The sequence below is a fragment of the Paraburkholderia polaris genome, assembly GCF_012927345.1.
Classification (GTDB): domain Bacteria; phylum Pseudomonadota; class Gammaproteobacteria; order Burkholderiales; family Burkholderiaceae; genus Paraburkholderia; species Paraburkholderia polaris.
In genome coordinates, this window is sequence record NZ_JABBGJ010000007.1 from 58,714 (window position 1) to 70,620 (window position 11,907).

Annotated in this window: 11 protein-coding genes; 6 read left to right on the forward strand and 5 right to left on the reverse strand. The window is 58.8% G+C overall.

Annotated features, from left to right (window positions below):
- Window positions 1–22: 22 nt before the first annotated feature.
- Window positions 23–1,030, forward strand: coding sequence for a serine hydrolase domain-containing protein (locus tag HHL24_RS08040; protein WP_169484974.1), 1,008 nt, complete (start codon window positions 23–25; stop codon window positions 1,028–1,030).
- A gap of 68 nt (window positions 1,031–1,098) precedes the next feature.
- On the opposite strand, the gene HHL24_RS08045 is transcribed toward HHL24_RS08040, so the two are convergent.
- The gene (locus HHL24_RS08045) at window positions 1,099–2,058 is read right to left on the reverse strand and encodes an alpha/beta fold hydrolase (protein WP_169485118.1); all 960 of its coding nucleotides are present in this window, start codon (window positions 2,056–2,058) and stop codon (window positions 1,099–1,101) included.
- A 513-nt stretch (window positions 2,059–2,571) separates the two neighbouring features.
- Between HHL24_RS08045 and HHL24_RS08050 the strand changes: the two genes are divergently transcribed.
- Complete coding sequence (locus tag HHL24_RS08050) at window positions 2,572–3,498, forward strand: helix-turn-helix domain-containing protein (RefSeq protein ID WP_230417376.1); 927 nt, start codon at window positions 2,572–2,574, stop codon at window positions 3,496–3,498.
- A gap of 67 nt (window positions 3,499–3,565) precedes the next feature.
- Here HHL24_RS08050 and HHL24_RS08055 read toward each other — a convergent pair whose 3' ends face one another.
- Window positions 3,566–4,969 carry a GGDEF domain-containing protein gene (locus HHL24_RS08055; RefSeq protein ID WP_169484976.1) on the reverse strand — a complete coding sequence of 468 codons (1,404 nt, stop codon included), beginning with the start codon at window positions 4,967–4,969 and terminating at the stop codon, window positions 3,566–3,568.
- Window positions 4,970–5,262: 293 nt separating this feature from the next.
- Entirely contained in the window at window positions 5,263–5,637 is a 375-nt protein-coding gene (locus HHL24_RS08060; RefSeq protein ID WP_169484977.1) for a hypothetical protein, read from the reverse strand.
- A gap of 311 nt (window positions 5,638–5,948) precedes the next feature.
- Between HHL24_RS08060 and HHL24_RS08065 the strand changes: the two genes are divergently transcribed.
- Window positions 5,949–6,467, forward strand: coding sequence for an AAA family ATPase (locus tag HHL24_RS08065; RefSeq protein WP_169484978.1), 519 nt, complete (start codon window positions 5,949–5,951; stop codon window positions 6,465–6,467).
- 196 nt (window positions 6,468–6,663) lie between these two features.
- Window positions 6,664–7,152, forward strand: a complete 489-nt coding sequence (locus HHL24_RS08070) for an SRPBCC family protein (protein ID WP_169484979.1) — start codon at window positions 6,664–6,666, stop codon at window positions 7,150–7,152.
- A 46-nt stretch (window positions 7,153–7,198) separates the two neighbouring features.
- Here the strand turns inward: HHL24_RS08070 and HHL24_RS08075 are convergent, their stop codons facing one another.
- On the reverse strand, window positions 7,199–8,134 hold the full coding sequence (locus HHL24_RS08075; protein WP_169484980.1) for a LysR family transcriptional regulator: 936 nt from the start codon (window positions 8,132–8,134) through the stop codon (window positions 7,199–7,201).
- Window positions 8,135–8,234: 100 nt separating this feature from the next.
- Between HHL24_RS08075 and HHL24_RS08080 the strand changes: the two genes are divergently transcribed.
- Window positions 8,235–9,284, forward strand: coding sequence for an aromatic ring-hydroxylating dioxygenase subunit alpha (locus tag HHL24_RS08080; RefSeq protein ID WP_169484981.1), 1,050 nt, complete (start codon window positions 8,235–8,237; stop codon window positions 9,282–9,284).
- Between the two features lies 1 nt (window position 9,285).
- Window positions 9,286–10,239 carry a PDR/VanB family oxidoreductase gene (locus HHL24_RS08085; protein ID WP_169484982.1) on the forward strand — a complete coding sequence of 318 codons (954 nt, stop codon included), beginning with the start codon at window positions 9,286–9,288 and terminating at the stop codon, window positions 10,237–10,239.
- Between the two features lie 80 nt (window positions 10,240–10,319).
- Here the strand turns inward: HHL24_RS08085 and HHL24_RS08090 are convergent, their stop codons facing one another.
- The gene (locus HHL24_RS08090) at window positions 10,320–11,339 is read right to left on the reverse strand and encodes a hypothetical protein (RefSeq protein ID WP_169484983.1); all 1,020 of its coding nucleotides are present in this window, start codon (window positions 11,337–11,339) and stop codon (window positions 10,320–10,322) included.
- Window positions 11,340–11,907 lie beyond the last annotated feature (568 nt).

Consider the following 11,907-nt stretch of genomic DNA (forward strand, 5'->3'; position numbering starts at 1 on the left):
AAACTGTCCGAAGCGCGAACATATGACTGACCTAGGTAAATTCCTCGCGGAAACGACTGCCAGCGGCCCGATACCCGGCGTGTCGCTCGCAACGCTTCGCGGCGGCGCGAGAGGCCCCGAATACTACTTCGGCGTCCGGGGCGCGCATGACCGCTCAGGTGTCGACGCCCGGACCGTTTTCGAGGCCGCGTCCTTAACAAAACCGATCGTCGCCTTCATCGCTCTTCAACTTGCCGAAGAAAGGCTTCTGAACCTGCATCAACCTCTGTTCGACATCTGCGGCGAATACGTGCCAGGCGACTTGAGGTCGCGCCAGATAACGGCTTTTCATGTTCTGACGCACACGAGCGGCCTTCCCAATATAGTTTGCGACGAAGCCCCGCTTCGTACGTACTTCAATCCTGGCGAGAGATTTAGCTACGGCAGCAGCGCATTCGCATGGCTTCAGCGGGCAATGGAGATTGTCGGTAGGCGCTCTCTGGAAACAATGGCGCGCGAGCGCGTGTTCGAGCCGTTGGGAATGCTTCGTTCGAGCCTGGAATGGCAGGAACACTTCTCGAAAAACTATGCGCAGGGTCACGAGTGGGAAGGCGAGCCGGTGTCAAAGCGCCGTGTGCAGACGGCGCAGGCCTCGTGGTCGCTCCTGACAACGGCCTCCGACTATATCGGATTCGTTCAGCATGTGCTGGCTGGCCGCGGCCTGACGGTTGCAAGCTACGATCAGTGGTTTATGCCGCGCGTCAACACGCGACAAGGCGACGATGCTGAAGACCTGCACGGAGAGAACCCGCCTGATCACAACGTTGCCTGGGGACTAGGTTGGGGCCTCGAACCGTTCCAGAATTGTTTCTTCCATTGGGGAAATAATCCCGGATTCCGGGCGTTCGTTCTCGCCAATCGGGTGACGAAGGATGCAATCGTGTGGTTCGCGAACTCGGCGCGCGGTCTGCGACTGGTACACACCGTCGTGCCAGCGGTAGTTACTGGAGAACACCCCTCCGTCCAATGGCTCCGCATCGGTCATCTGTAACGCATCACGTGGGCCGCTAAACGATCATCCTTGCGGCACTGCGCAGACAGATTGCCACCCTTAGATGGCTAGTAGTCTGATGCCTTGATTGTCTGCAGGAAGTCGAGGAGCGCCGCCGTGACCGCTTCCGGCGCCTCCTGCTGTACCCAATGGCCGACGCCAGGGAGCAGTGTGCTGGCGACAAGGCCCGGCAAGGTCTCCGAATGGGCAGCATAGGCGTCACGTCGCCAATTCAACACAGGGTCCCGCGCGCCCGCGAGAAACATCGCTGGTTGTGTGATGCGCGCGCCGGCAAAGGCGCCGAGCAACCACCAGTTCCGATCAAGATTGCGATACCAGTCGAGCGGCGCACGAAAGCCGCGGGCGAAAGCCGCTGTTTGCAGGCTAAAGTCCTCCGGCGTCAGCCAATCCGGCAGACCGGCGGGCACCGGGAAGGTGGCAAGAAATCCGCTCTCAGCGACCATGCCGTTCCAGAGCGGATCGGGCACGGCCCCAGAGAGGCCCCAGTACATGCGGCGGAGGCTTTCCGCCGGATCGGCGTCAAGTTCTACCTCGGCGCGACCTCGTGGTTCGAACCAGAGCCAGTAGAAGCGCTCCCGCCCCAGGCGGCGCAGGGTCGCGAGTGGCGCAGAGGTAGTGCGAGGGATGAACGGAACCGAAAGTCCAGCGACGCCAATAAACCGGTCAGGCCGCAACATCGCCGCCGTCCAGGCGACGTGCGCGCCCCAATCATGACCAACGATCACTGCTTTGGAATGTCCTAGCGTATCGAGCAATCCGACCATGTCGCCCACCAGATGCAGAATCGTAAAATCTTCGATCGCTTCCGGGGCGCTGCTGCCGCCATAGCCCCGCATATCGGGCGCGATCACACGATATCCCGCTTCAGCGAGCGCCGGCACCTGATGGCGCCAGGAATGCCGCGACTCAGGGAATCCGTGGCAGAGCAGGACCGGCATACCGCTGCCGGCAATGTCGGCTCGTAGCTCGATCCCGTTGGTGGAAAAATCCCCCGTTTCGATTCGCATCACGCGGCCCTCGCGATCAGAGTTTGCATTTTTTGGGCCGCAGCTGGAATGCGAGCCCCCCAATCCATCAACAGCGCGGCGACCTTGGCGTCCGACTTGCTGATGCCCGATCTTAGTTGCGAAACCGTTAAGGCGGCAGGTGGCGATAACGAGTGCGCGAATGGGCCTTGCATCATTACGCCCCAAAGTTTCCGAGTATTTAAATGATCGATTTGCCGGCGAGTCGTTCGCTGGACGCTACGGCAAAATAAGTACTGGTATGCTGGCACCTATACTAGCGCGCTCCTAGCGGGCTAGTGGTTCAACAAAAAGTTCAGCCGCACGGGGCGGACCAAAACTGGACGCAAATCAGCGATGAGCACTGCATTGAACGATGACTCGCAACCCACTGCTATACCGCTAAGCCGCTTGTTGTTGCCACCGGAGCCGCCAACGTTTGCGCCCGGCATCGTACACAGCAATTTCAGCGTTCAAGGCGACGCCCGTCAAAGCTTCCTGGCCTGGCAGGAGCGTATGAGTCCCGTCTACGACATACAGCCTTCCTCAAAGCAAGCGGAGGATACGTTCGATGCATCGCTGTCTCGTTACACGATCGACAATCTGAGCTTCTTCGACTTCCGCACCGGGCCGAACCTGGCCGTGCGGTCGTTAGGTCGGGTTTCGACCGAAAGCGTTCGCGACATCAGCTTTAGCGTGTTCCTTGAGGGGCCGCCGGCGCAGTTCCTGGGCGGCAAGCCACCCTCCGACGCGCCGCACATACCGCAAGTGCCAAGTATCCTCGCGCTGGACATGGATCAGCCGTGCACAATCCGGAGTTTTCATGGCCGGCTACTGCTCCTTTTTGTGCCGCGCGCCTTGGTAGAAACGTCATTCCCTGATGCCGCCTCGCTGCATGGCCGCTGGATTCACGCCACCACCGCTTTGACACGCTTACTGATTGAGCATCTGGTGGCGCTAAAGCGACAAATCGTCGGCTTGAGCAAAGAGGAAGCGCATCAGTCCTTTCTCACTGCGGCAGAGCTACTCGTCGCAGCTTTCAGCCGTCAAGCGGGTCTTTCCGGCAATGGCCGCGCGGCGGTACGTGCTGCTGTCTATGGACAGGTGAAGCGGCACGTCGAGACCAATCTGCACGATCCGGATTTGTCGCCTGACAGCGTGTTGGCATCGCTGCATCTCTCGCGTGCGAGCGTGTATCGCATATTTGAGCATGAAGGTGGCCTGGCCGCTTATATCCGCAGCCGCAGGCTACGAATGGCGGCCGATGAGCTGGTGCGCTTTCCGCATATGGAGGTACAGGACATTGCCGCGGGGTTGGGTTTCAATGATGCGTCGAGCTTTACGCGTGCATTCCGTCGCGCCTTCGACATCGCGCCACGGGAATTGCACGAGTACGCGCCGTTGCTCCAGCGCGAACATGCGAGACGCGAGCGTTTCGCGTAGACGGGTAAGGTTGAACCAGTTGGATCGTTGGCTGCGATCGGGGCGCGAAATCACAGGTTAAACGCTTCTATCCGGCCACCACGCGGTTGCGGCCATTGTGCTTGGCCTGGTAAAGTCGCTCATCGGCGACTCGTAAGAGCGTGTCGATCGTGTCGCCGTCGCGGCCGAACTCCGAGATACCAACACTGACGGTAACGGCGACGGCTCGCCCGGTTCTGGTATAGAACTCCTCGGTAGCCACGGCGCCCCGGACGCGCTCCGCGATCGAACGCGCGGCGTCTAGCGCGGCTTTAGGCAGCAGCACCATAAACTCTTCGCCGCCGACCCGCGCCACGCCGTCATAGGGGCGAATGGCATCAAGGCATTTCTGCACGAATCGCTGCAATACCTCGTCACCCACCTGATGGCCGAAGTTGTCGTTGATCAATTTGAAGTGGTCGAGATCCAGCGCCAGCAGCGAAAACGGCGCACCACCTCGCCTGGCTCGTGCGATTTCCGCCTCCACTTGCTGGATAAACTCGCGCCGGTTCGCGGCACCCGTCAGCGGATCGGTTGCCGCGAGATGCTCAAGCTTGTGATTGGTGCGTTGGAGCTCCTGCAGGGCGTTTTCCGTGCGTGTCATCGCCTCGGCGAGGCGAGCCATCAGTTCTTCCTGGCTATAGATCGTCGAAAAGGAGCGCGTCGTGCGAAACGCTTGAACGACGCCATAACTCAGCAGGAAAAAGCCAGCGGCGAAGATCGCGTGCGCCAGCCACCACATATGATTCCAGGGCTTGCCGATAATGAACGCGAGAGACGCCAGCGCGAAGGACGTGATCGAGATGCCGTAGATCATCATCAGCGGCGAGCGAATGCGACGCAGCATCAGCACCATGACGTTCAGCGTCGAGAAGACGAGCGCTCCGCCCTCCATTGAGAGTCGCACTGCGAGGTTGCTCGCAATTGGCGAGTTCGCAATGACGCCGACGACCAGGTCGATCAGGACGAACACGGCGATCCACGTCAGCCACGGGCCCGGCTTCGAGCGCCGCTCGACCGCGTCCGGCGCGCGGTGGTACGAGAGAAGCCCGACCAATAGCAGCACCGACATCACCAGACGCGATGCCGGTCCATAGAGCAGAAATAGCCAGATATTATGGTGAGCCATGCCGGTGAACGCGCCGTGCAGCGCATAGACCAGCACAAAGCCTAGAAAGCCCAGACTCAGCCACCGCAACAGCGGTTCACCCGACGACAGATAACAACGCCAGGTCACATAGGTGACAAACAACCCCTCGAGCGTCGCCGCTGCGATCGCGATTTCGTGGAACGCGTGGTTTTCGAACTTCAGGCTCGGGTCTTGAAAGAAAGCCAGATAAGCAATCAGATAGGCGGGAATAAGCGCAAAACCAACCACCAACAAACCCGAGTAGACCTTGGTCACGATCCCGATGATGCGGGGTGACTCTTCGATTGAGATGGTCGTGCTCATGTGCCCGTCTCCGACAAGATTACGGTGGTTTTTCGCATCGCCGAGCGATTGACGCGTGAATCTGCTGGCTCGGACACGGCACCATGCCGTTGTGCAGAGGCAAGCATACCGCGCAGCGGGCGCTTGGGCGACAGTGTGCGACAAAAATCGAACTGCGATTCGTGCTGACGGCACATTGGTCGTGCAATCGACCCCCCACTATGCGGATTGACTACATGGATTTTCGCGCGTATCGGGAGGCGTTACCTTGCGCGAAATAAGGAACCCGAAGACGAACTCGCCCTGCGTGTTGATCAGGCGGATGTCGCGGCGTCGACGATCGGCCTGATGACGGGAACGAGGGCTAACTGAGACGGACGGTCAAGGGCGTTCGAGCGTAGTTGAAACAATGGAGATGGAACGACGCCGACATTCGAGCGTGCCCGCACCAGAGAACGGACATTCGTCGGTTCACGGAAAGACGGGTCACGCTCGTCTCTACGCGGCCTGAATCCCGTGGATCGTGTCGCCAATTCGGTCGGCGCTTTCTGGATGCGGTATTCTCCGTTCCATTCGAGAAAATAATTAAAAAGGCCTGAGGGAATATGAGGATTAAAAGCAAATGGGGAAGGGGCGTTCACGAAGGAAAAGTCGTCTCCGTCGTGGACGGTAAGAGGATTTTCATCCATCTACGTCCTGCGATTGAGACGCACTCTTTGGGCAATATGGCAACCCGTCGAAGTCAAAGCGTGCTTACCGCCGCGATCGACAATGTGCATAAAATAGCAGATCACATGAGTGAGCCATTTACCCACGCGAAACGAGACGACGTTGTAGTTCTGCTTTACGCAAGCGACGAAACCCGTATAGCGGCTCTCACCGTGCTCGGTCTGGGTGACGCGTAGGCAGCGCTTAGCTGCCGGCTGGGTCAATTCTCATTGCAATCGCGGCCTCCACTGCGGCATTGTGGGTCGCGCATACACTCCGCGGAGCAGATCAAATGACGAGTAACAGCGAGGCCAGTTTGGACAAGGCAACCGTTCTTCACATGGTCTGCGGCAAAATCGCGTCGGGGAAATCAACGCTGACGAAACGCCTGGCGTGCACGGAGAACGCTTTGGTCATCAGTGAGGATGTTTGGATGGCGCATCTCTATGCCGGCGAGATTCGCACGTTGGACGACTATGTACGTTGCTCGGCACGCGTTAGACGGGTGCTCTCGGATCATGTCCAGGCACTTCTATCGGCAGGGATGTCCGTTATTCTCGACTTTCCCTTCAATACCATCAGCAGCCGTGCATGGGGGCGCGAGTTATTTAGCGGAGCCAGGGTGGGACACCGACTCCACTATCTGGATGTCAGTGATGAGATTTGTAAGACTCGCCTTAGGGCGCGCAATGCCTCAGGCGAGCATCCGTTCGAAACGACCGACGCACAGTTCGACCAGATAACACAGTACTTTGTCCCGCCTTCGGCAGCCGAAGGTTTTCAAATAGTGTTGCACTCTCCTGCGCAATAAGCCGTCTCCGATCAGGCCGAGCGGGAGCGCCTGAGCTTCGGGTCTCGACGTCCGCTTCTCGCAAGAGAGCGGACGTCCGCGAAGCAGATGGCTCGACCAGATATCGAGGGGTGCAAACGCGGTCCTGTTTCGCCGGTGATGGCAAGTGCAGTGAGCATCTGACAAAATCTCCGGAAGAACCCGGAATGGAGGCAGCTTGCGGACGGTCGAATACCGCTTTTCCACCATTTGGCGCATCGACGCGCCGGTGCAGGAAGTTTGGGCGGCAATCCACGATTCGGCGCGGTGGCCCGAGTGGTGGAATAACGTCGAGCGCGTGGACCAGCTACAGGCAGGTTCCGATCAGGGCGTGGGCGCCGTACAACGCTATACGTGGAAAGGCTGGTTGCCCTATCGCCTCGTCTTCGATATGCGGGTGACGCGCGTCGACCCATTGGTCGCGCTGGAGGGGGAAGCCAGTGGCGACGTCGAAGGCGCCGGCCGATGGAGCTTTTCGAGCGACGGACGCAACCTTACCGTGGTGCGCTATGACTGGTGCGTGCATACGAATCGCGCATGGATGAATGCATTGGCGCCGTTGTTGCGACCGGTTTTCCAATGGAACCACGATGCAGTGATGCGCGAAGGCGGCGCGGCGCTAGCGCGGCGCCTGGACGCGCGGCTGCTTGGCAGCGAGCATGGATGAATCCCCCGAGTTCCGTAGAGATAGCAGAGCATGTCGGCGCTTGTCGCTATTCAGCCGGTAAGTCGGGATAACGCTCGAAAGTCCGCTTGATGAGTTGACGAAGCCAGATGTTCGCTGGTTCGTCGTGAAAGCGTGTATGCCAGTGTTGACGAAGAGCAAATGGTGGGAGCGCCACGGGCGGCGGCAGGATTCTGACGGTACCGAGTTTGGCGAAGGTATTTCCAAGTTCCAGCGGTACCGTTGCGATCAGTTCGGGATGTTCGTCGATCAACAGAGGAACGACGAGGAAGTGTGGTGTCGTCAGATATACGTTGCGTGTGATTCCGTATTCGTCGAATGCACTGTCATAAGCCGCGCTGGCTCGCCCAGTCAAGGAAACAACAATCTGCGGCATCGTTTCGAACTGTTCGCGCGTAATCGATTCACCGATGGCCTTGTTCCGCACGCTGGCCATCGTCACAAACGAATGCAAGAACAATTGCTGTTGGAATAGATCGTCGGGCGCGGCGCGGATCGAGCCCAACGCAAGATCTGCTTCTCCAGACGCGAGCAGCCCCTCAATCTGTTCAATTGGAACCTGCACGGATCGCAATGTGCAGTTCGGTGCTTCCTTGCGCAACCGCCGGATCAGCGGTGGCAGGAAGACCAGTTCCCCCATGTCGGTCATGCACAGAACGAATGTGCGCCGCGCCGTTGAAGGATCAAAGCGTGCCTGCGAGACGACGTCCTGACGCAATGTCGTCATGACTTCGATAATCGACACGCCGAGCATGCTTGCTTTCGGCGTCGGTTCCATGCCTGCTGGCGTCTTGACGAACAGAGGATCTTCGAAAAACGCCCGTAAACGGTTCAGCGCATGGCTCATTGCGCCCTGCGAGAGGCCCACTTCCGAGGCCGCGCGAGTCACGCTTCGTTCACGAAGCAGCGCGTCGAATACGACAAGCAGGTTGAGATCGAGATCACGTATATGCACGCCGTGCATTCCTCGCATTAGCTCCATTGGCTTGACGCATGATGATGCCAAATCTATCGTGAGGTCAAGCGTCCTCCCGACAGGGCGCATGCAAATGGAGGAGACAACGATGTTCATCAGGAATACGTGGTACGTGGCCGCCTGGTCGCATGAGGTGGAGGGCGAAGCGCTTTTCAATCGCGTCATTACCAATATCCCGGTTCTGCTGTATCGCGAGGCAAGCGGCGGCGTGGTGGCGCTCGAGGACCGTTGTTGTCATCGCGGCGCGCCACTGTCGGTTGGCCGGCGTGAGGGCGATTGTGTCCGCTGCATGTATCACGGCCTGAAGTTCGACAGCGCCGGGACGTGTGTTGAAGCGCCGGCCCAGCAGCGCATTCCGCCGCAGGCGAAGGTGCGAAGCTTCCCGGTCGTCGAGCGGCATCGGTGGATCTGGATCTGGATGGGCGACCCATCCCTAGCAGACCCGGAAACTATTCCTGACACCCACTGGCTCGATGATCCGGCGTGGCGCAGCTTGCCTGGCTACATTCACTATGACGTGAATTACCTGCTGATCTGCGACAACCTGCTGGACTTCTCGCATTTGCCGTTCGTGCATCCGACCACGCTGGGCGGCCCCGAGGACTACGCGAAGGTACAGCCCAAAGTCGAGCGGATCGACGGCGGCGTGCGCATCACGCGCTGGACTTTGAATACGGACGCTCCCCCGTTCGCCGCAGCCGTGAAGGACTGGCCGGGTAAGGTCGACCGCTGGAACGTTTACGACTTCACCGTTCCCGCGATCCTGCGGATGGATTCCGGCATGGCGCCGGTCGGTACAGGCGCGCAAGAGGGAGCGCGTGTTGATGCCGCCGAATTCCATGGTTGTCAGGCGCTCACGCCTGAAACGGAAAACTCCACGCATTATTTCTTCGGTCATCCGCACAACTTTGCGATTGACCAACCCGACGTCACGCGCGCGATCCATCAGGCGGTTGTCGATGCGTTCGATGAAGACCGCGACATCATCACCGCCCAACAGAAAAACCTTGCGCTGGACCCGAGCTTCAAAATGATGCCATTTGGCATCGACGCCGCGCTGTCCCAGTTCCGCTGGGCTGTGAATCAACGGCTTGAAGAAGAGAAAGCGCAGGTGTCCGAAGCGGTCCGGCGAGGTTGAGATGATCGAGATGAAAGTGACGCGCTTGAAGCGCGAGGCGGAAGGGATACTCGGCATCGAGTTGCAGGCGGCAGATGGCGCGGCGCTCGCCGGGTTCGAGCCTGGCGCGCATATCGATGTCTATCTGGCCGACGGTCTTACACGGCAGTATTCATTGTGCAACGACGCGTCCGAGACGAGCCGTTACTGTCTTGGCGTCGGACTTGCCGCCGCATCGCGCGGCGGATCGAGCTATCTGCACACATCGCTTCGCGAAGGCGACTCTCTGACCATCGGCGAGCCCCGCACGTTATTCAGGCTCTCACGTGACGCGATGTGCCATCGTTTCATTGCTGGCGGAATAGGCATCACGCCGATCCTCAGTATGATTAGATGGTGCGTCCGTCATTCAATCCTCTGGCAATTGCACTATTGTGTGCGCTCACGGACGTGCGCAGCGTACCTCGATGAATTGTCTGCTTTCGGTGATAGCGTTCATGTGCACGCCAACGACGAGTTGGCCGGTCAGACGACCGACATTCAAACATTAATAAGCGATGTAAAGGTGGGGGAGCACATCTATTGCTGCGGACCTGCTGGACTGATGGATGCCGTATCGCTTCACAGCCAGCAAAGCGGCATACCGCGCGAAAACCTGCATTTTGAGCGCTTCTCTGCGTCACCAACGCAAATCTCCGCTAACAGCGAGCGATCGTTCACTGTCGTGCTTGCAAAGCAGGGAAAGCGATGCGTCGTTGAGCCCAAGGAGTCGATTCTGGAGAGCCTTGAGCGTCAGGGAGTCTGCCCGCCGTTTTCCTGCAGGGAAGGACTGTGCCGCAGTTGCGAGGTTGAGGTTTTGTCGGGCGAAGTAGAGCATCGTGACTACGTGTTGAGTGAAGAGGAGCAGGTGGCTAACAAATCACTCATGATCTGCGTGTCGCGGGCTAAATCTGACGAACTGGTTATTGACCTCTAGTCGCGCTGGCGCTTCCAGGCACTCGCGCGACGGTTATGACGCGGCGTTGGTCATCGGTAGTGGTGGGGTGTTCATTGAAATCACTCGACCTGCGCAGCCTCTGCTGCGCGGATCGATTGCACGAAGGGCGCACCCAGCAGACCGGGATTGAGTTCGACGTCGTAAAGACGCGGCGTCGGATCGTCGTGATAGTGCACCTCGCTGCATTTGAGCGGCAGCCTTCCGAATGACACGCCCTGCACGAGACTTGACGACGGATGATCTGGATACAGCCAGCAACTCGTGTGCTTTCCATGCGTCAGGACAATGGTGCCTTCCATAAGAACTTCCTGGGCGTTCAACAACTTCTCTCCCACATAGGTGTTCCCGATCATCGCAAAGCTCGATCCCAGGAAAATCGACCCGATGAGCGCAGAAACAACCGCGTTGAACGCTACGGCACCACCGAGTGCGTTCTTGCGCAGGTGCGCGGGAATGACGAACACGACCGCTGCGCCTGCGAACACAAACCCTAGAGCGAGTGAATACGCCGCTATCGTCAGCGGCTTCAATGATGACTCTAAAATCCCGAGACACGTGCCAAATATCAAAGCCGACACAGTCGAATAAAGAACGTAGGGCAGAGTGAGCCGGTCGGTGCCGGTAGCGTCGTTCGCAGAGGGGCCAATGAGCTTTTCTATTCTTGTAGCCGCCGACCCGACATAAAAGGAGAGCGCCTCTTTAGACTCGGTTGCCTTGGCATTGCCGACACTGGCTACAAGCTTGTTCTTTTGCAGCGTTAGCCGCGCGCCCGCCTTCAGCAACGCACCGATGGCCTCGGCCAGTGCATCATCGTTTCTGAGTCGCTCGAGTGCAGCGCCGCGGAGCCCGAAGACGACGATGCCGTCGCCGAATGGCTCAGGCGGGATGAGCTGGAACGTCCGGACGAGGCGCGAGCTCTGACCACTTGCACCGGCTCGAACGAAACAGATGGCCCCACCTACGTCGCACGATGCTTTGATGTACGTCGTCTGTTTGCTGCGCTGGACGCGCACAGCGCGGGGCGGATTCTCAATGACGAGCGCCTGATCGGTTGACGGTTTGTGCTGGCCTAAGCGCATTGCCCGATTACCTATTATGTGCGAGCCGTTCGGAGTGGATACTTTATCGGGTTATCGGCGCGGTTGGTGTCGAGCTTGAGGTCATAACGAGGTTAGATCAAAGATCCGCCGTCTTCCAACGTCAATTGGCGAATGAATGACCGCTTTGCGTCACCTGCGATGACCTCGGTGGTGGGTATCCGTGCGTGGGCAACTGACGAGGTCCGTCAAGCATTCGCATCGAAGTGGCAATCGTCCACCAGCGGATGCGTATTTACGCTAATCGTCGATTTGACGGGCGTCGGCCGAACCTGCGGTTTTGGCGACACCACGTAACGAAAGACTTTCATGCTCCCGTTTTTACACGTGGTCCACGTTTAAACGCCCGAACATGTTCGTCACGTTGGGATGAATTGAGGCCGCGCGGGCCCCGTTCCGTAGACATCTACCGGGACGGAAGTTCCTCGCGCCCCGGCCATGCTCGTTGGAAGGCCCGGGAATTGCTCTGTCTTCTGGCTGGAGCTATTACCGACTATCCGCCAAGTTGGGTTCTTTCCCGTCGACTAAAGTAGAAGTGCTGTTCGCCGCT